This window comes from Herbaspirillum sp. RV1423, from assembly GCF_000577615.1.
Lineage (GTDB): Bacteria > Pseudomonadota > Gammaproteobacteria > Burkholderiales > Burkholderiaceae_D > Herbaspirillum.
The window spans coordinates 197,374-224,110 of sequence record NZ_CBXX010000005.1 but is presented as its reverse complement, the minus strand read 5'-3'; the positions used below and the strand labels follow the sequence as shown (position 1 = coordinate 224,110).

Annotated in this window: 29 protein-coding genes; 14 read left to right on the top strand and 15 right to left on the bottom strand. The window is 61.3% G+C overall.

Translation table 11 applies throughout. From position 1 onward, the window contains the following. Positions 1-67: 67 nt before the first annotated feature. The 3 genes from pgm to RV1423_RS07575 form a co-directional block, all read right to left on the bottom strand. Complete coding sequence (gene pgm, locus RV1423_RS07585) at positions 68-1,723, bottom strand: phosphoglucomutase (alpha-D-glucose-1,6-bisphosphate-dependent) (protein WP_034294997.1); 1,656 nt, start codon at positions 1,721-1,723, stop codon at positions 68-70. Positions 1,724-1,836: 113 nt separating this feature from the next. Next, on the bottom strand, positions 1,837-2,184 hold the full coding sequence (locus RV1423_RS07580; protein ID WP_034295210.1) for a hypothetical protein: 348 nt from the start codon (positions 2,182-2,184) through the stop codon (positions 1,837-1,839). 157 nt (positions 2,185-2,341) lie between these two features. After that, positions 2,342-2,593 (bottom strand): GlsB/YeaQ/YmgE family stress response membrane protein, encoded by a 252-nt coding sequence (locus tag RV1423_RS07575; RefSeq protein WP_034294994.1) that lies wholly within the window; start codon positions 2,591-2,593, stop codon positions 2,342-2,344. A 352-nt stretch (positions 2,594-2,945) separates the two neighbouring features. Here RV1423_RS07575 and RV1423_RS07570 point away from each other — a divergent pair, with 352 nt between their 5' ends. From RV1423_RS07570 to RV1423_RS07555, 4 genes are all read left to right on the top strand, one after another. Further along, positions 2,946-3,416, top strand: coding sequence for a sugar phosphate nucleotidyltransferase (locus RV1423_RS07570; RefSeq protein WP_034295208.1), 471 nt, complete (start codon positions 2,946-2,948; stop codon positions 3,414-3,416). Positions 3,417-3,722: 306 nt separating this feature from the next. Then, on the top strand, positions 3,723-4,718 hold the full coding sequence (locus RV1423_RS07565) for a M14 family zinc carboxypeptidase (RefSeq protein WP_034294991.1): 996 nt from the start codon (positions 3,723-3,725) through the stop codon (positions 4,716-4,718). Next, on the top strand, positions 4,715-5,461 hold the full coding sequence (locus tag RV1423_RS07560) for an alpha/beta fold hydrolase (protein WP_034294989.1): 747 nt from the start codon (positions 4,715-4,717) through the stop codon (positions 5,459-5,461). The genes RV1423_RS07565 and RV1423_RS07560 overlap by 4 nt, the downstream gene beginning before the upstream one ends. A 171-nt stretch (positions 5,462-5,632) precedes the next feature. Further along, complete coding sequence (locus RV1423_RS07555) at positions 5,633-6,133, top strand: hypothetical protein (RefSeq protein WP_034294987.1); 501 nt, start codon at positions 5,633-5,635, stop codon at positions 6,131-6,133. 119 nt (positions 6,134-6,252) lie between these two features. On the opposite strand, the gene RV1423_RS07550 is transcribed toward RV1423_RS07555, so the two are convergent. After that, positions 6,253-6,582, bottom strand: coding sequence for a hypothetical protein (locus RV1423_RS07550; RefSeq protein ID WP_034294985.1), 330 nt, complete (start codon positions 6,580-6,582; stop codon positions 6,253-6,255). Positions 6,583-6,798: 216 nt separating this feature from the next. Beyond that, positions 6,799-7,656, bottom strand: a complete 858-nt coding sequence (locus RV1423_RS07545) for an MOSC domain-containing protein (RefSeq protein ID WP_034294983.1) — start codon at positions 7,654-7,656, stop codon at positions 6,799-6,801. A 128-nt stretch (positions 7,657-7,784) separates the two neighbouring features. Between RV1423_RS07545 and RV1423_RS07540 the strand changes: the two genes are divergently transcribed. Beyond that, positions 7,785-8,234: a CopD family protein gene (locus tag RV1423_RS07540; protein ID WP_034294981.1), complete on the top strand. Its 450-nt coding sequence runs from the start codon at positions 7,785-7,787 to the stop codon at positions 8,232-8,234. On the opposite strand, the gene alaC is transcribed toward RV1423_RS07540, so the two are convergent. Both alaC and RV1423_RS07530 read right to left on the bottom strand, forming a co-directional pair. Further along, positions 8,231-9,460, bottom strand: coding sequence for an alanine transaminase (alaC, locus tag RV1423_RS07535; protein ID WP_034294979.1), 1,230 nt, complete (start codon positions 9,458-9,460; stop codon positions 8,231-8,233). The genes RV1423_RS07540 and alaC overlap by 4 nt on opposite strands. Before the next feature lie 166 nt (positions 9,461-9,626). Then, the gene (locus tag RV1423_RS07530; protein ID WP_034294977.1) at positions 9,627-10,526 is read right to left on the bottom strand and encodes a LysR family transcriptional regulator; all 900 of its coding nucleotides are present in this window, start codon (positions 10,524-10,526) and stop codon (positions 9,627-9,629) included. A gap of 120 nt (positions 10,527-10,646) precedes the next feature. Here RV1423_RS07530 and RV1423_RS07525 point away from each other — a divergent pair, with 120 nt between their 5' ends. Continuing rightward, positions 10,647-11,558 carry an alpha/beta fold hydrolase gene (locus RV1423_RS07525; RefSeq protein ID WP_034294975.1) on the top strand — a complete coding sequence of 304 codons (912 nt, stop codon included), beginning with the start codon at positions 10,647-10,649 and terminating at the stop codon, positions 11,556-11,558. Here RV1423_RS07525 and RV1423_RS07520 read toward each other — a convergent pair. After that, positions 11,555-12,460 (bottom strand): DMT family transporter, encoded by a 906-nt coding sequence (locus RV1423_RS07520; RefSeq protein ID WP_034294972.1) that lies wholly within the window; start codon positions 12,458-12,460, stop codon positions 11,555-11,557. The two genes, RV1423_RS07525 and RV1423_RS07520, sit on opposite strands and share 4 nt — an antisense overlap. Positions 12,461-12,494: 34 nt before the next feature. Next, positions 12,495-13,244, bottom strand: coding sequence for a GNAT family N-acetyltransferase (locus RV1423_RS07515; RefSeq protein WP_081768735.1), 750 nt, complete (start codon positions 13,242-13,244; stop codon positions 12,495-12,497). A gap of 118 nt (positions 13,245-13,362) precedes the next feature. On the opposite strand from RV1423_RS07515, the gene RV1423_RS07510 reads away from it, so the two are divergent. Then, the gene (locus RV1423_RS07510) at positions 13,363-14,826 is read left to right on the top strand and encodes a PLP-dependent aminotransferase family protein (protein ID WP_034294967.1); all 1,464 of its coding nucleotides are present in this window, start codon (positions 13,363-13,365) and stop codon (positions 14,824-14,826) included. Positions 14,827-14,927: 101 nt separating this feature from the next. Here RV1423_RS07510 and RV1423_RS07505 read toward each other — a convergent pair whose 3' ends face one another. From RV1423_RS07505 to RV1423_RS07490, 4 genes are all read right to left on the bottom strand, one after another. Beyond that, positions 14,928-15,668 carry an LrgB family protein gene (locus RV1423_RS07505; RefSeq protein ID WP_034295206.1) on the bottom strand — a complete coding sequence of 247 codons (741 nt, stop codon included), beginning with the start codon at positions 15,666-15,668 and terminating at the stop codon, positions 14,928-14,930. After that, positions 15,661-16,050 (bottom strand): CidA/LrgA family protein, encoded by a 390-nt coding sequence (locus RV1423_RS07500; protein WP_034294964.1) that lies wholly within the window; start codon positions 16,048-16,050, stop codon positions 15,661-15,663. Before RV1423_RS07500 ends, RV1423_RS07505 begins: the two co-directional genes overlap by 8 nt. 27 nt (positions 16,051-16,077) lie before the next feature. Beyond that, positions 16,078-16,557, bottom strand: a complete 480-nt coding sequence (locus RV1423_RS07495) for an acyl-CoA thioesterase (protein ID WP_034294962.1) — start codon at positions 16,555-16,557, stop codon at positions 16,078-16,080. A 157-nt stretch (positions 16,558-16,714) separates the two neighbouring features. Further along, the gene (locus RV1423_RS07490) at positions 16,715-17,632 is read right to left on the bottom strand and encodes a 2-hydroxyacid dehydrogenase (protein WP_034294959.1); all 918 of its coding nucleotides are present in this window, start codon (positions 17,630-17,632) and stop codon (positions 16,715-16,717) included. A gap of 449 nt (positions 17,633-18,081) precedes the next feature. Here RV1423_RS07490 and RV1423_RS07485 point away from each other — a divergent pair, with 449 nt between their 5' ends. From RV1423_RS07485 to RV1423_RS07475, 3 genes are all read left to right on the top strand, one after another. Further along, on the top strand, positions 18,082-18,786 hold the full coding sequence (locus RV1423_RS07485; RefSeq protein ID WP_034294958.1) for an MgtC/SapB family protein: 705 nt from the start codon (positions 18,082-18,084) through the stop codon (positions 18,784-18,786). A gap of 68 nt (positions 18,787-18,854) precedes the next feature. Further along, positions 18,855-19,205 carry a hypothetical protein gene (locus RV1423_RS07480; protein WP_034294956.1) on the top strand — a complete coding sequence of 117 codons (351 nt, stop codon included), beginning with the start codon at positions 18,855-18,857 and terminating at the stop codon, positions 19,203-19,205. 236 nt (positions 19,206-19,441) lie between these two features. Then, positions 19,442-21,019, top strand: coding sequence for a sensor domain-containing diguanylate cyclase (locus RV1423_RS07475; RefSeq protein WP_051516546.1), 1,578 nt, complete (start codon positions 19,442-19,444; stop codon positions 21,017-21,019). 24 nt (positions 21,020-21,043) lie between these two features. Here the strand turns inward: RV1423_RS07475 and RV1423_RS07470 are convergent, their stop codons facing one another. Then, positions 21,044-21,277 (bottom strand): hypothetical protein, encoded by a 234-nt coding sequence (locus tag RV1423_RS07470; protein ID WP_034294954.1) that lies wholly within the window; start codon positions 21,275-21,277, stop codon positions 21,044-21,046. A gap of 41 nt (positions 21,278-21,318) precedes the next feature. Then, positions 21,319-21,573 carry a DUF6139 family protein gene (locus RV1423_RS07465; RefSeq protein ID WP_231502083.1) on the bottom strand — a complete coding sequence of 85 codons (255 nt, stop codon included), beginning with the start codon at positions 21,571-21,573 and terminating at the stop codon, positions 21,319-21,321. A 207-nt stretch (positions 21,574-21,780) separates the two neighbouring features. On the opposite strand from RV1423_RS07465, the gene RV1423_RS07460 reads away from it, so the two are divergent. The 4 genes from RV1423_RS07460 (at position 21,781) to RV1423_RS07445 (ending at position 26,734) form a co-directional block, all read left to right on the top strand. Continuing rightward, complete coding sequence (locus RV1423_RS07460) at positions 21,781-22,734, top strand: LysR family transcriptional regulator (protein ID WP_034294952.1); 954 nt, start codon at positions 21,781-21,783, stop codon at positions 22,732-22,734. 175 nt (positions 22,735-22,909) lie between these two features. Continuing rightward, positions 22,910-23,377: a (2Fe-2S)-binding protein gene (locus tag RV1423_RS07455; protein WP_034294950.1), complete on the top strand. Its 468-nt coding sequence runs from the start codon at positions 22,910-22,912 to the stop codon at positions 23,375-23,377. Further along, entirely contained in the window at positions 23,374-25,677 is a 2,304-nt protein-coding gene (locus tag RV1423_RS07450) for a xanthine dehydrogenase family protein molybdopterin-binding subunit (RefSeq protein WP_034294947.1), read from the top strand. The genes RV1423_RS07455 and RV1423_RS07450 overlap by 4 nt, the downstream gene beginning before the upstream one ends. A gap of 31 nt (positions 25,678-25,708) precedes the next feature. Next, on the top strand, positions 25,709-26,734 hold the full coding sequence (locus tag RV1423_RS07445) for an XdhC family protein (RefSeq protein WP_034294945.1): 1,026 nt from the start codon (positions 25,709-25,711) through the stop codon (positions 26,732-26,734). Positions 26,735-26,737 lie beyond the last annotated feature (3 nt).

The following is a 26,737-nucleotide window of genomic DNA, read 5'->3' as shown; positions in this document are numbered from 1 at the left end:
CACCTATTCCCCTGTAGGAAGAACGGCATGAAGCCGGACAGCCTCATGCCGGAGCGAAGCTTGAAAGTCAGGCGGCGCCGGCCGTGAGCGCCTCGGTAACGATCTCCTGCGCCTCGGCGAAGATGTGGTTGAGATGGGTCTCGTCGCGGAAACTTTCGGCGTAAATCTTGTAGATGTTTTCGGTGCCGGAGGGGCGCGCGGCGAACCAGCCATTGTCGCTGATGATCTTGACGCCGCCGAAGGCCTTGTGGTTCGCCGGCGCGGTGGTCAGGATCTGGCGTATTTCTTCGCCGGCCAACTCGGTCGAATGAACGTTGTCGGAAGACAGGCGCGACAGCAGTTTCTTTTGTTCCGGCGTGGCGGCCGCTTCGATGCGACCATTGCACGGCAGGCCGAGTTGCTGCGTCAGTTCCAGGTAGATTTCACCGGGATCGCGGCCGGTGCGCGCGGTCATTTCCGCCGCCAGCAAGGCTGCGGTGATGCCGTCCTTGTCGGTGCTCCACGGCGTGCCGTCGAAGCGCAGGAAAGACGCGCCGGCGCTCTCTTCGCAGCCGAAACCGAGACTGCCGTCCTGCAGGCCCTCGACGAACCATTTGAAACCGATCGGCATTTCCTGCAATGGACGCTGCAATTGCGCCGCAACGCGGTCGATCATCTGGCTGCTGACCAATGTCTTGCCGACGCCGGTGTCGGAGCGCCATTCGGGACGATGCTGGAACAGATAGGATACGGCCGCCGACAGATAATGATTGGACGGCATCAGGCCGACGCTCCTGGTGACGATGCCGTGGCGGTCATGGTCGGTGTCGCAGGCAAAGGCGATGTCGAATTTATCCTTCAGAGAAATCAGTTCGCGCATCGCATAGGGCGACGAAGGATCCATGCGAATCTGCGCGTCCCAGTCCAGCGGCACGAAACGGAAGGTCGGGTCGACTTCGCGATTGACCACTTCCAGCTTGAGGTTGTAGCGATCGGCGATCATTCCCCAATAATGGACGCCGGCGCCGCCCAGCGGATCGACGCCGATGTGGATGCCCGCATCGCGGATTGCCGCCAGATCGATGATGTTGGTCAGGTCGTCGACATAGGTTTCCAGATAATCGTACCGATGCGTGCTCGGCGCGCGCATGGCGCGATCGTAGGGTATGCGCTTGACCGTGCGCACGGCGTCCTTGAGATAGGCGTTGGCGCGTTTTTCGATCCAGTTGGTGACGTTGGTGTCGGCGGGACCGCCATTGGGTGTGTTGTACTTGAATCCGCCGTTGTCGGGAGGATTATGCGATGGCGTAATGACGATGCCGTCGGCCGGGGCGGAGGGATGCCTGCGGTTGTGCATCAGGATTGCGTGCGATATCGCCGGCGTGGGCGTATAAGGCGTGCCGCGCGAGATCATGGTCTGCACGCCGTTGGCGGCCAGCACCTCAAGCGCGCTGGCGAAGGCCGGCGCCGACAAGGCATGTGTGTCGATGCCGAGGAACAGCGGACCGCTGATGCCGTTCTCCATGCGGTAATCGCAGATCGCCTGGGTGATCGCCAATACATGCCATTCGTTGAAGCTGTAGACAAGAGAACTGCCGCGATGGCCGGATGTGCCGAAGGCGACCTGATGCGACGTCATGCCAGCATCCGGGCGCAGGCTGTAGTAACTGGTCACCAGCACCGGCAAATCGACCAGGGAGGAAGTAGCGGCGCGTTGCCCCGCCAGAGGACTGATGCTGCTCATGTATGGTTTGTCGTTTCTTTGGATGAAAATGATGAACCGGCAGCGCCGCGATAGGCGCTGCCGCTTGAATGCGTATCCACCAAGCCCGCTATTGTAGCGCGGACGCCGGTAAACTACGCCAGGCCAGGCATGTGCGAACCGTAACCGGCTTCGCGTAGTCGGCTGCGTCTGGCCTTGTTGGCCGCAGCCAGTTGCTGCAAAGACATGGCGCGCTCTTCCGAGTAGCTGCGCGTCACGCTGCCCTGCTCCATGGTGGCCAGCGTCTGCGCCAGCCGAGGATAGAGATTCTCGCGGCGCCGCTGGTTGGCTTCCGCCAGTTGCGCCTTGAGATCGTCCGTCAATACCTGCGGCTGCCCCGGCTGGTAAGGATGCGACACGCTGGATGGCGTGTGCGCTTGCCTGACCGGGAAGCTGGAAGCATGAACGGAGTTGAGCCTGTCGTTGTTTTCGGTGGTCTGCATGATCTTCACTCCCGCAATGAAGGAATCTTCTGCATAGATTCAATTTACACGAGATGTCGACTGCGCACGATATATGAGTGACAACGTATGATCATAACGTTTGCAGTCTCTGCACTTCTTTTTCCCTGGATCAACTTTCCGCATCATTAATGCATCGTCATGCGCGTCGGATGAGCCGCAGAAGCAACAGCAGCACTACCGCGCCGATGGTAGCCGTCACAATGGAAGCGGCAATCCCGCCGCCTACGCCAATGCCGAGCAGGCCCGCCAGCCAGCCGCCGATGAAGGCGCCGACAATACCGACCAGGATGTCGACCAGAAGCCCGAAGCCGCCGCCCTTGACCAGCACGCCGGCCAGCCAACCTGCAACAGCGCCGATCACCAGCCAGGCAATGATTCCATGAGACATGAGATGTTCCTTTCAAGATTATTTTTTTCAAATGCCGTCCGAATGCAAGGATAGAAGGATCTTATTTGGCGCCTCGCAGGCGCCATATCGGACAGCGGCCAATTCCCTTGTAGGACAAGCGGAAAATAGTGTTGTTCCGCCCGCTGCGGTTTATGCCGCATCTCTCGAATTCCTACAGGTCAAAAGGAGTGTTTCCTATAGCCAAACGCCGAATGGATTTTTAATCTGAAATTGAAATTAATTCAATAACGTGAATGCAACGCATCGGCTGGACAAAGTACGAATGCAGATCGCGGACAACAGTAGCGCATTCGCGCCCTGTCTGTCGCGTCTTCATCGACCGAGGATCAACATGAAAAAAATCACGAAAGCCGTCTTCCCTGTCGCGGGACTTGGCAGCCGCTTTTTGCCCGCCACCAAAGCGCAGCCGAAGGAAATGCTTCCGATCGTCGACAAGCCGCCGATCCAGTACGCCGTCGAAGAAGCTGTCGAGGCAGGCATTACCGAAATGATCTTCATCACCGGCCGCAACAAGCGCGCCATCGAAGACCATTTCGAAAACATCGGCCAAGGCGCAGGCGGCGAAATCCAACTGACCGACGGCATTGCCGAACTGATGAAAAGCGAACAGGTCCTGGCCTACCGTTACCGCGGCCAGCGCTACGACTGCGGCTCCAAGCTGGGCTATCTCAAGGCCACGATGGCCATGGGCGTCAAGCACGCCGAAGTGGGCAAGGACTTTGCCGCCTATCTGCGCGAAGTCCACGCAGTAGAGGAAGACGACGCCGTGCAAATGCCGGTGCGGCTGGCGAAGATCGCCTGAACGTCCTGATCTTGCAGCTCCCTCGGAATCCGTGACAGCAGTTTTTTCATTGCCCCTCCCCCTCTTGGCCTGTCTCCCGTCATTGCAATGATGGCGGCGACAGGCCTCTTTTTGTCTATCGTCGCGACTCCCCCTTCCGCCGGCGCCGGCCTGCTTGTGACTGCGTGAAACACGCTTGTCATTTTGCCGCAGCGATTATGTGCAAGAATAGGTCGGAGAATTCCACCGAGCTCTGGCCTGCCGTCCCCTGGCGGGAACGCATCTCGAAAACCAATTGATGACAGGCCCTATGGAGCCGATCGCCGCATGGATCTGAAGTTACCCGAGCTGATTGAATTGGAACGCATCATCCAGGCCGGCGCGCCTCTTCTTGAAGCGCGGTCCGCCTGCAATGTCGAATTCAAGGGCCATCACTTCCCGGTATATGTATTGAGCATCGGCAGCGCCGATCCGGCGGTGCCTGCGGTCGGTTTCTTCGGCGGCGTGCATGGACTCGAACGCATCGGCACCCGTATCCTGCTGGCCTTCCTGCGCAGCCTGCTGGGTCGCCTCAAGTGGGACAAAGTGCTGCATCATCAGTTGGAATCGGTGCGGCTGATCTTCATGCCGCTGGTGAATCCGGCCGGGATGTGGAACAACACCCGCTGCAATCCGAGCGGCGTCGACCTGATGCGCAACGCGCCGGTCGACTCGCTTGAAAAAGTCCCCTTCATGCTGGGCGGCCAGCGTTTCAGCCATCGCCTGCCCTGGTATCGCGGGCCTGCCGACGCCGCCATGGAGCCGGAAGCACAGGCGCTGTGCGATGTCGTACGGCAGGAGCTGAGCAGCCGCACATTCAGCGTGGCGCTGGATTGCCATTCCGGCTTCGGCCTGCAGGACCGCATCTGGTTCCCGTTCGCGCACAGTTCGCAGCCGATCCGGCACATGCCGCAGATCCAGGCGCTCCAGGATCTGTTCAGCCAGACTTATGCCGACCACAACTATCTGTTCGAACCGCAAAGCATGCAGTACCTGACGCATGGCGACTTGTGGGATTACCTGTATTTGCAAACGGCGGCCGAGACCGACAACGTATTCCTGCCGCTGACGCTGGAAATGGGATCCTGGCGCTGGGTCAAGAAGAATCCCCGTCAGTTGTTTTCACGCGCCGGCATGTTCAACCCGAATGCGCCGCATCGCCTGCAACGCGTGCAGCGCAGCCATCTGGTCTGGTTCGATTTCCTCACGCGCGCCGCATGCGCGCACCAGCACTGGCTGCCCGGCGAAGACGGCAGCCCGCCGATAAGGATGGCGCACGCATGAGGCCGTGGATATTGCTGCGCGGCCTCATGCGCGAGACGCGCCATTGGGGCGAATTTCCGCAAGTGCTGTCGGCCTATTTGCCCGCCGCCGAAATCGTCATGCTTGACCTGCCCGGCAACGGCAGCCTGCATCTCCAGCGCAGCCCGTCGCATATGCAGGAGATGAGCGAAGCCTGCCGCCGCCAGTTGCAGCAACGCGGCATCGCGCCGCCCTACAATCTGCTGGCCCTTTCCCTCGGCGCCATGGCGGCCAGCGACTGGGCCGCGCGCCATCCGCAGGAAATCGAAAAGGCGGTATTGATCAACACCAGCCTGCGCCCGTTCAATCCCTTTTACCAACGCCTGCGGCCGCGCAATTACCCGACGCTGCTGCGGTTCGCGCTCGGCAATCCGGATGCAGCAGCGAGCGAGCGCGCAATACTCAGGCTCACCAGCAATCGCCATCCGCCGGCGCGGCTGCTCAGCGAATGGATGCGCTATGCGCGCGAATATCCTGTCGCCCGCGCCAATGCCTTGCGCCAGCTCCTGGCGGCGATGCGCTACGAAGCGCCGCAAAAGGCGCCTGCGGCATCCCTGCTGATCTTGTCGGGCAAAGGCGACCGCCTGGTCAACCCGCGCTGCTCCGCGACGCTGGCGCGGCAATGGCAGGCGCCACTGCGCTCGCACGATACCGCCGGACACGACCTGACGCTGGATGAACCCGAATGGGTGGCGCGGCAGGTTCGCGACTGGCTGGAGGAATGAACGCGCATTCGACCCCGCAAACGCCTTCATATGGTAATAATAACGATTACATTGCTTTCATTTGAAAGGAAAAACAAAAAAAGCTTATAAATCATACGGGTAACGTTTTTTACGATTGCCTTGTATCGCAAAAAAATATATATTGTTTATATTATTTTTTATGGAGCAACCATGGCAACACAAAAATCTCAAGCAAAAACGGCTGTGCGCGCAACCTCTGCTGCAGCCGCAAAAGCGGTCAAGCCGGTCGTGAAAACCGCCGTCAAGAAACCGGCGGCCAAAGCGCCGGCCAAGCCGGTCAGAAAACCGGCAGCGAAAGCCCCGGCCAAAACGATTGCCCCCGCACTGAAGAAACCGCTGGGTCCGGTAGTCAAGCCCGCCTCCGTCAAGCCGATCACCAAGCCGGCAGCCAAGGCTGTCGCCAAGACGGAGAAAAAAGCCGAACTGAAGATCAAGAAAGTCAAACAGATCCGCGACAGCTTCACCATGCCGGAAACCGAATACGAAGTGCTGAGCCAGGTCAAGAAAGCTTGCCTCAAGGCCGGTTTTGAAATCAAGAAAAGCGACCTGCTGCGCATCGGCGTGTCGCTGATCAAGAATCTGGAAACCGGCAAGCTCAAAACGCTGCTGGCTGGCCTGACGCCATTGAAGGTGGGGCGTCCGAAGAAGTAATGAAGTAATGAAGCAGCGCCTTGCATGCCTCATCCGAAAATGTCGATGACATCTCTGGATGAGGCTGCAATCCCGTCAGTCGATTTTCCCCATTCGCTCTCTCCGCCCGTTCTCTCCGCTTATATGGCGTCTCGCGAAAATACCGGTAGCCCTTCCAGCGTATAAGCAGGTTCTTCACTGCCGTCTTCATGCGCGATGGCGATGGTTTTCAATCCCGGCCTGACTTTCACCGCGTGCACGCGCGGCCCCGGCACGATCCGGTCGCCTTCCGGAAATACCGTCCAGACATCCTCGCCGTACCTGAGCGCTTCCAGCACATGGATGATGTGGCTCTCGCTGGGCGCCACCTTCCAGCGATTGCTGTCGGTGTCGGCCAGTCCCCATCGCACGTATTGCACATGGCCTTGCTTGTTATAACTGACGGCGGTGATGACACGGATGATCGGCATGGTCTTGTCTTGGATTTATTTTTTGTCGCCGATGGTTTTCAGCGGCGTCCGCTTCTGGTTCTTGGCATGGTAAATGGTGGAGATCGAATGGGTCGGTTTGACCTCCTCGTCGAATGATCTCCGTCCCGTGACGCCATTGTGCCTCACCTGACGCGTGGCTGCAGCAATTCTGTGCCGGTCCGGGAACATCAGCTTGCGACTCGATTCCGAAATCCGTCAGAAAGCCAGCTCGCATTGCACTTCCTGCCCCAACCGCAAGCGGCGTCCCGCACCTTGCACGACAATCGCGTTCTGGCCGAAAGTCAGGCCGCCGTCGACCCGGTCATTGGCGCGATAAGTCGCCATGGTGTCGAGCGGTTCATTGGGCCAGCGCGGGTCGCGCAACCCGGTCTGCTGGTCGATGCCGGGAATCGGGCAACGCGCGCACGGCTTGACCAGTTTGATGATCACCTCCGTGCCCGGCTCGCCGATGGTCAGCGTATCGAGGTAATCCTCTTCATAGGCCTCCAGCCCGGCCAGCACGACGTTGGGACGGAAACGGTCCATCGGTAGCGTCGGCGCGCCTTTCTTTTGCAGCCGCTGGTTCAGATCCTGCAACGACGCCTCGCCGACCACCAGGATCGGGAAACCATCGGAAAACTGCGTCGTCGCCGTGGCCTCGCCGGTCCAGCGCCGACTGCAGATGCGCCGCACGGCAGGATCGAAACGCACCAACCGCGCGTCCGTACCGAGACAGGAAGAAAACCATTCATGCATTTCGGCGCCGCAATCCAGTGCTTCCACATTGTCTTTCCAGATGGCGACCGGCACCTTGCCGACGCAAGCATCGTATTGCAAGGGCACGCTCAGCGCCTGCATGTCGGGCGCACGCACGATCAGGGCATCCTGTCCGATGGATGTCGCAATCGTCGCCATCAGCGGATGCTCGCGTTGCGACAGGAAACGTCCGTCGCGATCCACCAGCATCCAACTACGGTCCAGCGACAGGCCCGACTCGCTTATGTCGGCCTCGCGCAAGCTGATGCCGCCACAGGATTTGATGGGATAACTATGCAAGGCGCTTAGAGTAATCATCGGATACGGTCTTTCATTTTTTGTTTGTTCTGATGTGCCGCAAACGGGGCAGCGCAAATGTTAGCGCATCGGCCGACGCCCGGCCGTGCGACAATCCGGTTTCGCCCTCTTCTTACAAGTCTATCGCCATGATCCTCTTCGCCAAGTACTTGCATATCCTCGGTTTCACTGTCTGGGTCGGCGGCATGTTTTTCGCCTATCTCTGTCTGCGCCCGGTGGCGGCCACCGCCTTGCAGCCGCCGGCACGGCTGGCCTTGTGGGCCGGCGTGTTTGGCAAATTCTTCCCCTGGGTGTGGCTGGCGATTGCGCTGATCCTGGCCAGCGGCCTGCTCATGATGGCGCAGATCGGCAAGCCGCCCGGATATGTGTCCGGCATGGCCGGCCTCGGCATCCTGATGATGCTGATTTTCGCCCACGTCTTTTTCGCGCCCTACCGACGCCTCCAACGCGCTGTCGCCGCGGAAGACTGGAGCGCCGGCGGTGCGGCGCTCGGCCAGATCCGACGCCTGGTCGGCATCAACCTGATCCTCGGCCTGATCGTCGTCACCATCGGCGCGCTCGGTCCCTTGATCGGCTAAGGACGCGCTGCCTTGGCCTTGGGCGCGGCTTCCTTCTCGCCGCGCAGCATGGTCTTGATGCCGCGAACGGCCTGACGGATGCGCGATTCGTTTTCGATCAGCGCGAAGCGCACGTAATCATCGCCGTATTCGCCGAAACCGATGCCGGGCGAAACGCAGACCTTGGCCTTCTCCAGCAACTGGCGTGCAAATTCCAGCGAGCCGAGATGGCGGTACGCCTCGGGAATGCGCGCCCAGATGTACATCGACGCCTTCGGCACATCGACCATCCATCCCGCTTCGTGCAAGCCCTTGACCAGCACGTTGCGGCGGCTTTCGTAAGTGGCGCGGATCTCTTCCACGCACGACTGGTCGCCTTCCAGCGCAGCGATCGCAGCCACCTGCACCGGCGTGAAACTGCCGTAATCGTGGTAGCTCTTGATGCGCGCCAGCGCCGCCACCAGTTCCTTGTTGCCGACCATGAAACCGATGCGCCAGCCGGCCATGTTGTAGCTCTTGGACAGCGTGAAGAATTCGACGGCGACCTCGCGCGCGCCTTCGACCTGCATGATGGACGGCGCTTTCCAGCCGTCGAAGGTGATGTCGGCATAGGCCAGATCGTGCACCACCAGGATGTTGTGTTCGCGCGCCAGCTTGACCACGCGCTCGAAAAATTCGAGTTCCACGCATTGCGCCGTAGGGTTCGACGGGAAACCGAGCACCATCATCTTGGGCTTCGGATAGCTCTCGCGGATGGCGCGTTCCAGCTCGGAGAAAAAGTCGATGTCCGGGCTCATGCGCACCGAACGGATATCGGCACCGGCGATCACCGCACCATAGATGTGGATCGGATAGCTCGGATTCGGCACCAGCACGGTGTCGCCCTTGTCCAGCGTCGCCAGCATCAGATGCGCCAGCCCTTCCTTGGAACCGATGGTGACGATGGCTTCGCTGTCGGGATCGAACTCGACGTCGTAGCGGCTCTTGTACCAGTGCGCGATCGCACGGCGCAGGCGCGGGATGCCTTTTGAGGTCGAATAGCCGTGCGTGTCGGGGCGCTGCGCCACTTCGACCAGCTTGTCGACGATATGCTTGGGCGTCGGGCCGTCGGGATTGCCCATCGACATGTCGACGATGTCCTCGCCGCGACGGCGGGCAGCCATCTTCAGTTCGGCGGTGATGTTGAAAACGTAGGGAGGAAGACGATCGATGCGCGCAAAGCTGCGCGGACTGCGGGATTGAGTCATGTTGTACTTTCACGTGAGCGCCCGGAACCGTCCGAGCGACGTTGGACCAGAAAGGTCCGCTGATGATTTTACGTCAATTGTTTTGTGCTTGGGAAGAGGCTTTCCGCAAAAAAATCCTGCGCTCTTCAGTGTCCAGTAAATCTCAACAATTCCCGCTCCGATACTCTCATGGCTTCACACCCTCCTGCCCCAGGAAAGCGATCAGGCTGCGCACCCGCGCCGGCAGCAGACGTCCCGGCAAATGCAGCGCATAAACATGATCGCCGTAGCCGACGTCGACCCGCGCGTCCGGATACAGATGGACCAACCGCCCCGCCACCAGGTCTTCGTTGATGAAGTAATCGGGCATCACGGCCACGCACAGCGAACGCCGCACCGCTTCGCGCACCACGTCCAGATCGTTCGACAACAGCACCGTCTCGCTGGCTAGCGGCAAAGGCTGACCGTCGCGCGATATCAGCGGCGATGCGAACTGCCTGCTGCGCGAGAATCCGGCCAGCGGCAATGCCGCCAGATTGCCCGAGGCCAGTTCGGCCGCATAGCGCCCGGCCAGGTCAGGACTGGCGCACAGTCGCCAGGAAATGCCGAACAATTTTTTCGCCACCACGTTGTCCGGCAATCGCGATGCCACGCGGATGGCGAGGTCGACCGGATCGCTGGTAATGTCCACCGCTTGCTCGCTGAACCGCAAATCCACCTGCACGCGCGGATTGGCCTGCATGTACGACATCAGCAGCGGCTTGAGCCACACCGCGCCAAGCGTCAGCGGCGCGGAAATGCGTACCAAGCCGGCAGCGTCTTCGTTGAGTCCGTGCGCCAGCATGTTGGCGTCCTTGAGGATGTCGGCCATGCGGTCGGCATGCTCGGCCAGCCGGTAGCCGGCTTCGGTCAACCCGACCCGGCGCGTGGTGCGCATCAGCAACTGACAACCCAGCCGCCCTTCGATCGCCTTGATCCGGTGGCTCAGCGCCGAGCGCGACAAACTCAAGGCCTTGGCGGCCTTGCTCAGGCTGCCGGCCTTGGCGACGTGGAAGAAGATGATCAGGGAATTGGCGTCAAGGTTCATATTGGTGAGATCAGTTCAACAAATTGATGAAGACAGCATAGCTTATGCAAGGACGGAACGCTCCCTACAATGCAGACAGAGCACCAATTCCGCTGTTTTATTTTTACGATTCCATTTCCCATGCGCATCGAATCCCCTATCCAGATCGAAGCGACCGACGGCTACCTGCTCGGCGCAACCCTGTTTTATACGGACGATTCGCCGCATCCGCAGCGGCTCGCCATCGTCAACTGCGCCACCGGCGTCAAGGCCGCGTACTACGCGCGCTACGCCCGCTACCTGGCCGAGCACGGCTATCTGGCCATCACCTGGGACTATCGCGGCATCGGCGCATCGCGTCCGGCATCGCTGCGCCGCTTGCGCACCGGCAAATTCGACTGGGGCAGCAAGGACTTCGAAGGGGTCATGCAATGGGCCTCCGTCAACTTTCCCGACAGCGAAATCCACGTCGTCGGCCACAGCATCGGCGGCGTCATGCCCGGCTACAGCGCCTCCAACTGGCGCATCGACCGGCTGCTGATTGTGGGCGCGCAATACGCCTATTGGCGCGACTACGCACCCGCCTCGCGCAGCCGGATGTTGCTGAAGTGGCATGTCCTGATGCCGCTGCTGACCGCTGCCGTCGGCTATTTTCCCGGTCGCCGGCTGGGCTGGCTGGAAGATTTGCCGGCCGGCGTCGCCCACGAATGGGCATTTCGCCGCCCCGCACTGGAACATCCCGACGCCGCTCGCGTGCAGTATTTCGGCCATCTCGGCTGCCCGACGCTGGCCTATACGATCAGCGACGATCCTTTCGGCACGCCGGCTGCGGTCACGCGCCTGCTGCGCTACTACAGCGGCAGCGAACGCACGCTGGTCGGTCTCGCGCCGGACGATCTTCATCTCAAGGAAATCGGCCATTTCGCCTTCTTCCATGACCGCTTCCGCCAGACGCTATGGCCGGAAACCCTGCAATGGCTGAGCGCCGGCGTCAATCGTCGCCGCGTCCTGCGGCATTGGCCTGCCGATATACCGTCGGCCGATACCGCCTAAGCCCGTACGGCACGCCGCTCCGGCAGCGCGCCGATGGCGATGCCGATGATGATCAGCGCCATGGAAGCCACCAGGCTGAACTCCAGCGGTTCACCCAGGGCCAGCGATGAACACACGATGCCGAACACCGGCACGCCCAGCAAACCGAGCGAAGTGGTCATCGCCGGCAAGGCGTGGTTGACCTTGTTGATGGCCCAATAAGCGATGGCGATGCCGAACGTGGCGCTGTACAACTGCAAAACAATCACTTCGCGGCCCAGATCGACATGCGGCGGACCTTCGAACAGCCAGGCGCACGGCACCAGCACGCAACTTGCCGTCAAGGCCTGCCACACCAGCAGATCGAAGGGCTGACCGATCCAGCGATGACCGCGCACATACAAAATACTCGCGGCCCAGAACATCGCTCCCAACAAGATCAGGCCGTTGCCGAGGACCGAAGCATGGTTGCTCCAATCGAACGCCAAAGGATTGAAGATCAGCACCAATCCCAGCAAACCGAACACGGTGCCGATGGCGCGCCGCAGCGTAAATGCCTCGCCGAGGAACAGACGAGCGCACGGCGCCACCCACATCGGCGTGGTGTACGCCAGCACGACGGAACGGCCGGCGGCGACATGCTGCATGCCGACATTGCCGAGTATGGAATATGCCGTCATGTGCAGCAGACCGACGCTGAACACCACGGGCAGATCGCCGCGCTGCGGCAATATCAGGCGACCGCGCGCCAGGCACAAGACCAGTAGCACCAGCGTTCCGATGCACGAGCGTATCGCCGTCGACCAGATCGGCGTCATGTACTGCAGGATGGCTTTGTTGACCGGCCAGGTCGTGCCCCATATCAGGACGACGATGCCAAGCAGAACAACAGCCTGGCGGGACGACAAACTGGATTCGCGCATGTTTTCGCTTGTTATGGATAAATCGGGAGCGTCATTATCCGGCAGTTTTTCCAGCCGTGCGATGACGCGCCATCAAGGTAGCGAGACTCTCGCGCTGGCGGCCTTGCGCATCGAAGTTTTCGGGATCGAGCCAATGCTCGAATGCACTCTTGACCTGCGGCCACTCGCTGTCGACGATCGAAAACCAGGCCGTGTCGCGGCTGCGGTTCTTGTACACCACGGCCTTGCGGAAGATGCCTTCGAACGTGAAACCGTAGCGTTGCGCCGCCGCGCGTGACGGTGCGTTGAGGCTGTCGCATTTCCACTCGTAGCGGCGGTAGCCGAGTTCGTCGAAGGCGCGGCGCATCATCAGGAACATCGCTTCGGTCGCGGCCCGCGTGCGCTGCAGGCGCGGCGAGAAATTAATGTTGCCGACCTCGATCACGCCGAAGTTGGGATCGATGCGCATGAACGACGCCACGCCGACGGCCGCGCCGGTGTCGAGGTTGACGATGGCGTGCATCATCGGATCCTTGCTGACGCTCATCTTCGTCACCCATTCGCGGTACTCCTCCAGGCTGGCCGGCTTGTCGACGAACAGATAGGTGAAGTTACGGCCTTCGACGTCGTCGTTGTTGGCGTCGAACAGTTGATCCGCATGCGCCGGCGTGATCGGTTCGACGCCGCAATAGCGGCCGTACATGGCGGTCGGCGGCGGCAAGCGGCGCGGCGTCCAGTCAGGCAAGGGAACGCCGACCGGCTGTCCGAATTGATTCTCCGTAAAACACATTGTGGAAGTCGTCATGGTAGATCGGTCCGAAACTTTGTTGAAGAATTGTTGAGCATACGGCACAGATTAATGATAAATTTGGTCCTTAAAAAGAGCCAATAATCACTATTTTAAGCAAACCAATTCAGTCAACATGAATACGTCTCCGTTTCCCTTCGACCTGACCGGATTGCATCTGGCGCCGGGAAAAGGCCTCGCCGTGCAGTTGTACCAGAGCCTGCGCGATCGCATCCTCAAGGGTCATATCGACCGCCAGGTCAAGCTGCCGACCACGCGCGAACTGGCGCAGGCGCTCAACATTTCGCGCACCACCGTGGTCCGCGCCTACGACCAGTTGTATGCCGAGGGTTACATCAGCGCGCGCGTCGGCGACGGCACCTACGTATCGGCGCCCGCCACCGATATCGCCAGGACGCCTGTGCCGGGCAAGGTCGACATCGCGTCGCGCCTGTCCGAGCTCGGACAGCACATGGCGAGGTCCTCCAAGGTCATGCCGCAGGCCGGCAAGCCGCGCACGTTCCGGCTCGGCGTGCCGGCGCTGGACTTGTTCCCCGGTGACGTCTGGGCGCGCCTGCAAGCCGATTTCTGGCGGCGCGGCACGGAAAGCCGCATCAGCTACAGCGACCCCGCCGGCGATCCGCAACTGCGCGCCATGCTGGCCGGCTACCTGCGCAACGCGCGCGGCCTGGTCTGCGATCCGGACCAGATCATCATCACCGCTGGTACCCAGCAGGCGCTGTTCATGTGCGCCCAGTTGCTGCTCAATCCGGGCGACACGGCGGCCATGGAAAATCCCGGTTACCCGCGCGCGGCATCGGCGCTGATGCTCGGCGGCGGCAAGGTGGTCGGCGTCGGCGTCGATGCCGAGGGCATCGTCACGCAAGAGCTGCGCGCCCACCGCGAGGTCCGCCTGGCCTACGTCACGCCGTCGCATCAATATCCCAGCGGCGTCACCCTGTCGCTGGCGCGCCGGCTGGAATTGCTGGCCTGGGCCGAGACCAACCAGGGCTACATCCTGGAGGACGACTACGACGGCGAATACCGCTACAGCGGCACGCCACTGGCATTGCTGGCGTCGCTGGACCGCAGCGGCCGCGTACTCTACATGGGCACATTTTCCAAGATCGCCTTCCCCGGCCTGCGCCTCGGCTATCTCGTCGCGCCGCCGGCGCTGGCAACAGCGCTGGTCAACCTGCGCATGCAATACGACCGGCATTCGTCGGTGCCGGACCAGGCCGTGATGGCGGAATTCATTGCGCAAGGCCACTTCCAGCGCCACGTACGGCGCATGCGACGCGCCAGCCGCGCGCGCCGCGATGCCATGGTCGAGAGCTGGCAACGCTTGCGGCCCGGCGGCATCGACTTGCCGGACATGCATGCCGGGCTGCATTGCACAGTGCGGCTGCCCTCCGAGAAACGGCAAAACGACATGATCGCGCGCGCCGCCGAGGCCGGCATCGAGATCGACGGCCTGACGCGCTTCTGGTTGCCGGGCACGGCAGGCCGCGACGCCGCCGGATTGGTGATGGGTTTCGGCGGGACGAATGAAGCGGAGATCGCCGCCGCGGTCAAAACGCTGGCCAAGGTCTGGCGTTGATTGCTCCGGCCGGACAAGGGAATAAGACAGGAATGAGATAGCGGATCTTTGCAGCGGCATCGCTACCCGCCAGATGTTGCCGATGCGCGAACGCTGTTGGTCTAGCGCGCCAGCAAACCGACGAAAACAGGTATCAGCCACGGCGCAAGAAAGGCCGTCAGCACGCCGTTCAGGCCCATCCCGAGCCCCGCGAACGCACCCATTTCCTGGCTGACCTGGAAGGCCCGCGCGGTGCCGATGCCGTGCGAGGTCACGCCGAGCGCGAAACCGCGCACCTCATGCGAATCGATGCGCATGCGATTGAACAGGAAGCGCGCCGCCACCGCACCGAAGATGCCGGTGCCGATCACCAGCACCGCAGTCAGCGCCGGCAAGCCGCCCAGCTTTTCGGCCACGCCCATGGCGATCGGCGTGGTGGCCGATTTGGGGCCGATCGAGATCGCCAGTTGCGGCGATCCGCCGAGCAACACCGTCAACGCGACGGCGGATACGATCGCGGTGGCCGAACCGGCCAGCAAACCGCACGCCAAAGGCAAAAAGGATTTCCGCAAACGCGGCAACTGGCGCGCCAGCGGGATGGCCAGCGCCACCGTCGCTGGTCCGAGCAGGAAATGGACGAACTGCGCGCCGGAAAAATATTCGCTGTAGGGCATGCCGCTCAGCAACAGCACGGCGCTGACCAGCGCAATCGCGATCGCTACCGGATTGGCCAGCGGTGAAAATTTGCAGCGCCCGTAGATCCAGTACGCTGCGACATACGCGCACAAGGTCAGCGTCAATCCCAGCAACGGCGAGGCCGACAGGTAGACCCAGATCAGGCCGAATTGCGGCAGCTCACGCATGGTCGCCTCCGCCATCTTGCACGTCCTTGCCGGCACTCCGGCGGCTTTGCCACTGCATGACGGCGTGCGTCACGGCAGCCGTCACCGCCAGCGTCAACAAGGTGCTGACGGCCACCGCAAGGATGACGGTCAGCCAGTGGCCGCGCACCTGTCCTGCAGCGGCGACGATGCCCACGCCCGCCGGCACGAACAGCAGCGACAGATGGCGCAGCAGTTCATTGGCGGCGGCCTCGATGTTGTCCAGCAAAGGGGGATAGGCAACCAGGCTGAAAAACAGCAGCAACATGCCGACGACGGGGCCGGGAATCGGCAGTCTCAAGGCGAAGGTGATGCCCTCGCCCAGGCATTGGAACATCAGCAGGGTCGCGAAACTGGCCAGCATTTCACTCCCCTCGGGTAGTGGATTCAATCAAGACAATTTGGCTTCTTCAAAACGCTGCGACAGCTCGGCACGCAGCTTCTTGCGCAATTTGGCGGCTTCGAAACGGCGCTTTTCTTCCGCCGTGAACGGACGCAGCGACGGCACCGCAACCGGCTTGCGCTCACCGTCGACCGCCACCATGGTGAAGAAACAGCTATTGACGTGGCGCACTTCCTGGGTGCGAATGTTCTCGGCGACCACCTTGATGCCGACTTCCATCGACGAGGTGCCGGTGTGGTTGACGCTGGCCAGGAAACTCACCAGTTCGCCGACATGGATCGGTTGCCGGAACATCACCTGATCCACGCTCAACGTCACCACGTACTGGCCGGCATAGCGGCTGGCGCAGGCATAAGCGACCTGGTCGAGGAATTTGAGAATGGTGCCGCCATGCACGTTGCCGGCGAAATTGGCCATGTCGGGCGTCATCAGGACGGTCATGGTGAGTTGGTGAGATGGCATGTCCATGGTGAGCGGCTTTCTCTTTATTGGTAAATTCAGGTTCTATGCTAGGAGTAATTGATCTGCGAGTGGCGAAAAACGATGCGCAGACGCAACAACGCGGCAAGACTATCTGGAATAACCCTGCCAAGCAAGTTTCTTGCCCTCGCCTTTCAGCAAACCGTCAGCCGGCCGCGGCGAAATGATCCGCGGCATTGCGCAGGAACTTGGCCACCGAGGCGGTGATGGCTTCCGGCGACCAGCCCGCCATATGCGGCGTAAGCACGACGTTCTTGAATTCCAGCAGCTCGAGCGGCGGTTTCGGCTCGCTTTCGTAAACATCCAGCCCGGCGCCGCCGATCTCGCCCTTGCTGAGCGCCGCCGCCAGCGCCGCTGTATCGACCACGCTGCCGCGCGAGATATTGACCAGGAACCCTTTCGGCCCCAGCGCCTGCAACTCGCGTGCACCGACCAGATGGCGCGTGGCCGGGCCGCCGGGCGTCGCCATTACCAGCACGTCGCACCATTCGGCCAGTTGCTGTACGCCGCCAAAATACGCGTAGTCGACATCGTCGCGGCGCGAACGGTTGAAGTAGCCGATCTCCATGTCGAACGCCGCCGCGCGCCGTGCGATTTTCTTGCCGATGATGCCCAGGCCCGCCACGCCCAGGCGCTTGCCGGCCAATTGCGGCGGCAACGCCAGGGCTTCGCGCCAGATACCGCCGCGGCAGGCGATGTCGAGTTGCGGGATATTGCGCACCACCGCCAGCACCAGCCCCATCGCATGGTCGGCCACGCAGTCGTCATTGGTGCCTGCTCCGGTGGCGATCTTGATGCCCCGCATTGCAGCATGCGCGCTGTCGATATTCTCGAAACCCGCTCCCAGCGCGCAGGCAAGTTCGAGCTTGCCCAGCGTATCCATCTCCGCCGCCGTCAGGCCGGTCGAACCGTTGGTCAGCACCACCCGGACGTCCCTGGCCTCGCCGGCGATCGCAGCCGCGCGCATTTCCCGGGTAGGGGCGTAAATGATGTCGAAGGCGCTACGAATGGTTGCTTTGCTTTCTTCCGAAAGATGGATAAGGACCAGGAGTTGAGGTTTCATTGTCGGATTGAGTGGACGGAGGAAGGAATAACCTGTACCTGTGCGATTTTATTGTGAAACGCGAAACTGCGCCGAAGTGCGCACGCAAATAGGAGGACGCACGGCAAAGCGCTTGACGCAATATTTCTCTTCCTTTATATTGCGCCCATCTCAATTTTTTGGTGTCGACACGAAGTGGACAGTAGCTCTTGTCATTTAACGCAGACGGGCCGATAGCCCGGACACGCTTCCCTTAGCAGCGCCCTTCATTTGCTGCAGCCGAAGTGGTTCCGGTTGCAGTGTCGCGGTGAATCCTCACCCTTCCTTTTCTTGCTTTCTCGCTCTCTCCCGTCTTTCATTTTTCGATGCTTGCGCAGGCGTTCCGGTGTTCGCGCACGCGATGCTTTTTTATGCACGCAGCGATTGTTCGCCGCGCCACGGCGTGCGACTGGATGTGAAAGGATTTACCCATGGATGCACACGTTTTTGCACTGCGCGTTTTGCTGGCGCTGGTTCTCGGCTCCATCATCGGCGCCGAACGGCAGATGCGGCAACGCATGGCCGGCCTGCGCACCAACGCGCTGGTGGCAACCGGAGCCTCCCTGTTCGTGATGGTCTCGGCGTTCGAAACCGACCCGCAAGGCGCCACGCGCATCGCGTCCTATGTCGTTTCCGGCATCGGCTTTCTGGGCGCCGGCGTGATCATGCGCGAAGGCATCAACGTGCGCGGCCTCAACACCGCCGCCACGCTGTGGTGCTCGGCCGCCGTCGGCGTGCTGTCGGGACTCGGCCATCCGCTGGAAGCGGCCATCGGCGCAGGAGCCATCCTCGGGGCCAACGTGTTGCTGCGCAGCGTCTCCCATCTGATCAACAAGCAGGATTTGCAACGCGCCACCGAAATCGAGCAGGTCTACCGCCTTTCCGTGGTCTGCCGTCCTGACGACGAGGTTCAGGTGCGCACGCTGATGCTGCATATGCTCAACGGCATGCCGCATCTGGTGGTGCAGTCGCTGCACAGCGAAGACCTGCCGTCCGGCAACCAGCTTGAAGTCCGCGCCGACCTGATCACTTCGCCCAGCAACCATCTTCAACTGGAACAGATCATCAGCCGGGTCAGCCTGGAAAAAGGCGTCAGCGCGGCGCGCTGGGCCGTGCTCAACGTCGTCGAAGTTTAGAAATCGGACATCAGCAACAAGCAGCCGCCGTTCCGCTGCAACGCGGAAGCCGGAGAAAGGAGCGAGCCATGCGCATCACCAAACTGGAAATCAAATTCGACACATTTTTCAACGGCAACTATTTTCTCAATCGGAATGCCGTATCGGAACGCCTGCCCTATCGGGTAATCGCCACCTGCCGTCGCGACCAGGCGTCGCAGATCGAAGAATTGATCCTGTTGCAATTGCAGGAGGGTTTTGAACAGGGTTACGAACTCGAGATCGCACCGCGCGACCGTCAGCCATTGATCGATTTCACCGTGTCGCTGGCCTGTTCCACGGCGGAACGCGCAGCTTTGGTACGTCTGGTCAGCCGGCTTGGGCTGGAGAACAGCGTACGTAGCGTGCGTTGGGAAAGCGTGCCGGCGCCGCGCTCATGAACCCGGTGGCAGACGGCGACAAAGAATCCGTCCGTCGCTGCCTGTATCGATCCACCGGTGAAACGCACAAATGAGCCGAAGAAATTCGTCTTCTCTGTGCGCACACCGTTTGGCATTGCTGCTATCGTGGGAAGACTCGCAACGATAAAAAATAATTACTCAGAAATCGGAAACTGACTCCCCGTAGTTATATTTCAGCGATATCCGTTCACGAAACAATAATGGAATCGACCTAGATGACTTCCCCAGACGAAGCGCCCCAGACGTCTGCTTCATCCCGTGCCAGGCGCATCAATATCCGTATTTTCGCCACCGTCTTCGTCGGCCTGGTTTGCATTTCCATTCTGGCCCTACATATTTTGTTTGCATGGAATGTCCGCATCAAGGACCTTGAGGACGCACAGACCTCCACCGCCAATCTCTCACGCGCGCTGGCGGAGCACGCCGAAGCCACGCTGACCTCGGCCGACGCAGTGCTGTTCGGCCTGGTGCAACGACTGGAAGTCGAGGGCATGGACCGCGATTCGCTGGCGCGCATCTATCCGCTGCTGGCGTCCTATGTCAAGGAGTTGCCGCAAATCCAGGGATTGTTCGTCTACGACCAGACCGGCAAGTGGATGGTGAACTCCATGGACGATTCGCCGTGGATGCTGAACAATGCGGACCGCGAATATTTCATCTTTCACATGACCCATGAAAATCGCGAAGCCCACGTCGGCGTGCCCGTGAAGAGCCGCTCTACCGGCGCCTGGATCATCCCGCTGTCGCGCCGCATCAATCATCCCGACGGCACGTTTGCCGGCGTGGTGCTGGCGTCGGTGGAAATCGAATACTTCCTCAAGTTCTATCGCAGCTTCGATATCGGCAAACACGGCGAAATCCTGCTGGCGACGCAAGCCGGCGTCCTGCTCGCACAATGGCCTCCCGTGGACGGCGACGTCGGCAAGAATGTCAGCAGCAACATCGCCAGCGAGCATGCCGCCCGCAACAAGAACGGCGTCGCTCTCATCACGTCGCCCGGCGACGGTCTGCAACGCCTGTACAGCTACAAACGCCTCGACAAATACCCGCTGTTCGTCACTGCGGCCCAGTCCTACGATGAAGTGCTGTCCAGTTGGCGCACCGAAACGCTGATGCAGTCGGTCGGCGTGCTGATTCTGGTGGCCATGCTGGCGTGGCTGGGGAAACGCCTGGTCGATCAGATCAAGTTGCGCACGCAGGCCCAGCAGAAACTGCTCTCGGCGCGTGAAAAACTGGTGGAAATGAACAAGACGCTGCAAAAGATGGCGCTGGAAGACAGCCTTACCGGCGTCGCCAACCGCCGCCAGTTCGATGTGACCCTGGCCAACGAATTCAACCGCGCCAAACGCGAAAGCCAGTCGCTGGCCCTGTTGATGATCGATGTCGATCATTTCAAGAAATACAATGACACCTACGGCCATCCGGCCGGCGACGTCTGCCTTCAAAAAATCGGCAAGGTGATCAAGATGAACCGTCCCGGCGACCTGTCGGCGCGCTACGGCGGCGAGGAATTCGCCATTCTGCTGCCCAATACCGATCTCAAGGGCGCAATCAGCGTGGCGGAAAAAATTTGCGCGGACGTGCGTAGCCTGAATATCCCGCACGGCAAGAATCCGACCGGCATCGTCACCATCAGCGTCGGCGTGCAGGCGACGGTGCCGACCGCGGCCTGCAACCTGCTGGACCTCGTCAGCGCCGCGGACAAGGCGCTCTATACCGCCAAGGCGCGCGGCCGCAACCAGGTCTGCAGCAGCGGTGACGAAATTCCCCCGGCTTGCGGACCGGTCGCCTAAGACCTGGTAACAACGGGGACGGAATCAGCGATGCTCCAGCATCGCCACTGCCGCCTTTCTGGCTTCCTGTTCAGCCGATTTTTCGTCGTGAAAAACTGTGTCCAGCAAGACGCGCTGGGAAGGAAAGATGGGATTGCGATGCATGGGATTGGTCGACGGCCCGAAAATCGCCACGTTGGCCGCCCAGTCGTTGCTGTCAGCCGCCAGCCTGATTCCCGAATACTCGATTTCATAGTCGCCCAACTGTTCAACCGGCATGGTGGTCTCCTCGTATCCGCAATCTGTCTGGTCTGTCCGGCTCAGTGTACGTCGCCATCTATGGTGCGGTCGCCTAGATGACTGATTGCATAACCCTTTTCGCCGATCTGATGAAAAGCATCCTCCGGATCGAGCGTGAAATGCATGCCGCCGTCACGCTCGAAATCGACGTCCAGCTCATGTACCAACCAATCGGTATTGACGACTTCTTCCGGTAGCGGTTTTTGATGCGGCACCACCAGGTAAGAACAGAGATTGTTGTCTTCGGCCCTCTTGTACACATCCACTTTCATCATTTCTCCCTTGCCAGTTTGCCAAACACAATCGGAAAAACGCAAGCTTTTCAGCCCGGCGTTCCTGTGGGACTAGGGGAAAAATCATTAGTTCATCCCCATTCCGAAGCACTTCTGCATGGCTGGAATTCAGTTCATGGCCTTTCGTTCACCATATGCCATCTGTGCCGGATTGCCTGCTGCACAACCGATATTCCTGTTTGTGGAATAATGAACCGATGGTCGAACAGGGAGAACAAGCTGAACCGCATCGAGCAATTACGGATTTTCTGCATGGCGGCGGAAAGCGCCAATTTCCGCGAAGCCGCCGTGCGCATGGGCATCTCGCCGCAGGTGGTCACGCGCGCCGTCAAGGAACTGGAAGCCTCCTTCGGCGAACTGCTGTTTCATCGTAACACGCGTCAGGTACGCATCACCACATTCGGCGAACGCCTGATGCACCGGGCGCGCGAATCGATCAATGCGCTCGACGATTTATTTCTCGACAACAACCATCGCAACGACGACGCCCTGCGCGGCATCGTCCGCATCACGGCGCCCGGCACGCTGACGCGCACTTACCTGCTGCCGGTGCTCAATCGCATCGCGCTCGATCATCCCCACATCACGCTCGATCTCCGCCTGTCTGAAATCATCACCGACGCCGTCGATGACAAAATCGACATCGGCATCCGCATCGGCTTTCTGCGCGACAGTCGCTATGTCGCCCGCGCGGTGGCGAAAGTGGCATTTTTCGTCTGCGCCAGCCCGCAACTTATTGCACGCTGCGGCACGCCGGCGACGCTGGAGGAACTGGTGCAGTGCCCGATGAGCGCGGTGGTCGATCGCAACACCGGCCGTATCTGGCCCTGGTATTTCGCCGACGGCCAGCAAGTCGCGCCACGCCTGCCGGCCTTCATCACCGACGATCCCGACACCGAACGTCGCGCCGTGCTCGATGGCGTTGCCTTCGGCCAGTTGCCGGCCTTCCTGGCAATGCCGCATATCCGTAGCGGCGCGCTGGTCGCGGTGTTGCAAGACCTGGCGCCCTCGCCCTGGGATCTCTATGTTTACCGCCCGCAGCGCGGACCGGTGCCGGCGCGCGTGCGTCTGGTATTTGACGCTTTGCTGGACGCCTTGTCATCGGCGGGCGACTTTCCGATGCAGCCGGATGCAATGACGTAGACAGGAACAGAACAATTATTCCCAAAACAGGAATCAAGAATTCCCAAGCAAGCCATTTCAACATCGCGCAATCATTGCGATACTCCAACATCTCCATGGATTTGCTGCTACATTGTTTTTCGGCAGCGCCATATTCCTTCATTAGGCATCCCCAAGTCGGAAAGGTATAACAACAATGCCCACGCTCACCATCAACGGCAAACAACACAATGTCGATTTGCCCGAAGACACGCCCATTCTCTGGACCCTGCGTGACCAGCTCGGCATGACCGGCACCAAATTCGGCTGCGGCATGGCGCTGTGCGGCGCCTGCACCGTGCATCTCGACGGCGAACCGATCCGCTCGTGCATCACGCCGATCTCGGCGGCAGTCGGCAAGAAGATCACCACCATCGAAGCGATTGCCGAAGACAAGGTCGGCAAGTCGGTGCAGGATGCCTGGATGGCGCTGGGCGTGCCGCAATGCGGCTATTGCCAGGCTGGCCAGATCATGTCGGCGACCGCGCTGCTGCGCGCGACGCCGAACCCGACCGACAAGGACATCGACAACGCCATGAGCGGCAACATCTGCCGCTGCGGCACCTATACCCGCATCAAGGCCGCGATCAAGCAAGCCGCCGCACAGAATGGAGGCGCAAAATGAGCACCGACGTGAGCACGGTTGTCGATAACATTCAATTAAGCCGCCGCAGCCTGCTCAAAGGCATCGGCGCCCTCACCGGCCTGGCCTTGACGGTCGGCGTCAATGGCATCGTCATGGCCGCCGACGCGCCCAAATACGGCGGCGACGGCATGCCCGGCGGCCTCAAGGACAGCGCTCTGCTGTTCGTCTCGATCGGCGCCGACGGCGTCGTCTCCATCGTCGCCCACCGCTCCGAAATGGGCCAGGGCGTGCGCACCAGCCTGCCGATGGTGGTGGCCGACGAACTCGAAGCCGACTGGAGCCGCGTGCGCGTCATCCAGGCCCAGGGCGACCAGGAAAAATACGGCAACCAGAACACCGACGGTTCACGCAGCATGCGCCATTCTTTCGGACCGATGCGCCAGGTCGGCGCCACCGCCCGCCTGATGCTGGAAACCGCCGCCGCCAAACGCTGGAATGTGCCGGTCGGCGAAGTCGAAGCGAAGAATCATGAGCTGATCCACAAGCCCAGCGGCCGCAAGTTCGGTTTCGGCGAAGTCGCCGCCGATGCCGCCAAGCTGCCGTTGCCGGCGCGTGAAGCGGTGCAACTGAAAACGCCGCAGCAGTTCCGCTACATCGGCAAGGAAAGCACCCGCGCCATCGATATCCACGATATCGTCACCGGCAACACCCAGTATGGCATCGACACCCGCCTGGATGGCATGGTGTACGCGGTCATCGCACGTCCGCCGGTCTATGGCGGCAAACTGGCGAGTGTCGACAGCAGCGAAGCTCTCAAGGTGCCGGGTGTGATCCGCATAATCGAACTCAAGGGCAGCCCGCCGCCGGCGCTGTTCAATCCACTCGGCGGCGTGGCCGTCATCGCGCGCAATACCTGGGCCGCCATCAAAGGCCGGGAAGCGCTCAAACTGACCTGGGACAACGGTCCCAACGCGTCCTACGATTCGGTCGAATACCGCAAGACCATGGAAGCCGCCGCGCGCAAGCCGGCCAAGGCCGTGCGCAATACCGGCGACGCCATGTCGGCGCTGTCCAGGGCGCCGCGCCGCGTCGAGGCGGAATACTACCTGCCGCACCTCGCTCACGCGACGATGGAGCCGCCGGCGGCGGTCGCCCGCATCGTCGGCGGCAAATGCGAAGTCTGGGCCTGCGTACAGGCGCCGCAAGCCACCCGCGAAACGGTCGCCGGCCATCTCGGCCTGAAACCGGAAGAAGTCACCGTCAACGTCACGCTGCTGGGCGGCGGTTTCGGCCGCAAATCCAAGCCGGACTTCGCCGCCGAAGCCGCGCTGCTGTCCAAGGCCATGGACGGTGCACCGGTCAAGGTCACTTGGACGCGCGAAGACGACATCCACCACGACTATCTGCACACGGTCTCGGTGGAACATCTGGAAGCCGGCCTCGACGCCAACGGCAAAGTCACCTCCTGGCTGCACCGCACCGCCGCGCCGACCATCGCATCGATCTTCTCGGCCGGCGCCAAGGGCGAAGCGCCGTTCGAGCTGGCGATGTCGGCGATCAATATTCCGTACGCCATTCCCAACTTCCGCGTGGAAGCGCCGGAGGTCGAAGCGCATACCCGTATCGGCTGGTTCCGTTCGGTATCGAATATCCCGCATGCGTTCGCGGTCCAATCGTTCAGCGCCGAACTGGCGGCGGCGGCCAAGCGCGACCATCGCGACTACCTGCTGGAATTGATCGGCCCCGCGCGCAAGATCAATCCCTCGGAGATGTCCGACGGCTGGAATTACGGCGAGTCGCCGCAACGCTATCCGCTCGACACCGGCCGCATGCGCGGCGTGATCGAACTGGCGACGTCCAAGGCAGGCTGGGGCCGCAAGTTGCCCAAGGGCCGCGGCCTCGGGCTGGCGGTGTGCTACAGCTTCGTGACCTACATCGCTGCGGTGGTGGAAGTCGAAGTGAACGATGCGGGCGAGGTGACGGTTCCGCGCGTCGACATCGCGGTCGACTGCGGCCCGTCGATCAACCCGGACCGTATCCGTTCACAGGTCGAAGGCGCGTGCATCATGGGCATCAGCCTGGCCATGAGCGGCGAAATCTCGTTCAAGAACGGCGCCGTGGAGCAAAGCAATTTCCACGACTACGAAGTCTTGCGTTCGTTCGCCGCTCCCGGCCAGATCCAGGTGCATATCGTGCCGCATACGCTGGACGTGCCTCTGGGTGGTGTCGGCGAACCGGCCACGCCGACGATTGCGCCGGCGCTGTGCAATGCGATCTTCGCCGCCACCGGCAAACGCATCCGCCAGTTGCCGATTCGCGAGCAGTTGAAGAAAGCATAAGAGAAGATTTGGAGAGAAGAAAGAACCGCACATGGAATCCATCGACTTCGACGTCCTCAATACCGCCCTCGCCTGGCACCAGCAGGGACACCGCGTCCTGCTCGGCACCGTCACCCATACCTGGGGATCGGCGCCGCGCCCGGTCGGGTCGATGATGGCGATTCGCGGCGACGGCCATGTGCGCGGTTCGGTGTCCGGCGGCTGCGTGGAAGACGACCTGATCCGGCGCGTCCAGGCCGGCGAGTTGAACAAGGCGCTGCCGTTCGGACTGACATACGGCCTCACCGCCGACGAGGCGCACCGCTTCGGCCTGCCCTGCGGCGGCACGCTGGAAATCATGATGGAACCGGTGTCATCCCAATCGCGCATCGCCGAATTGCTGGCTGCCGTGCGCCAGGGCCTGCGCGTGACGCGTACGCTCGATCTCGACACCGGCGCCGCCAGCCTCGCCACCGACAGCCATGCGCACCAGACGGTGGTGCAGGAACGCAAGCTGATCGCGCCATATGGTCCGCGCTATCGCCTGGTCATTATCGGCGCCGCGCAAATGTCGCGTTACGTAGCGCAATTTGCACTGGCGCTCGACTATCAGGTCATCGTGTGCGACCCGCGCGAAGAATATCTGCAGGAATGGGACATCTCCGGCGTCGAACTGTCCGGCGACATGCCCGACGACCTGCTGCTGCGCCTGCAGCTCGACGCCAACAGCGCCGTGGTGACGCTCACGCACGATCCCAAACTCGACGACATGGCGCTGATCGAGGCGCTGAAGTCGCCGGCCTTCTATATCGGCGCCATCGGCTCGCGCACCAACAACATCAAGCGGCGCGAACGGCTGGCGCTGTTCGACATCAGTGCAGCCGAGATCGACAAGCTGCACGGCCCGGTCGGCCTGTTCCTCGGCGCGCGGACACCACCTGAGATCGCCATCGCCATCCTGGCCGAAATGACAGCGATCCGCAACGGCGTGACGATCTCGCAGACCCATGCGGCACGCACCGATCCTCTGCCGACGGCGGGCAGCGACGGCTGCGCAGTGGGCGAATTCACCAAATAGATC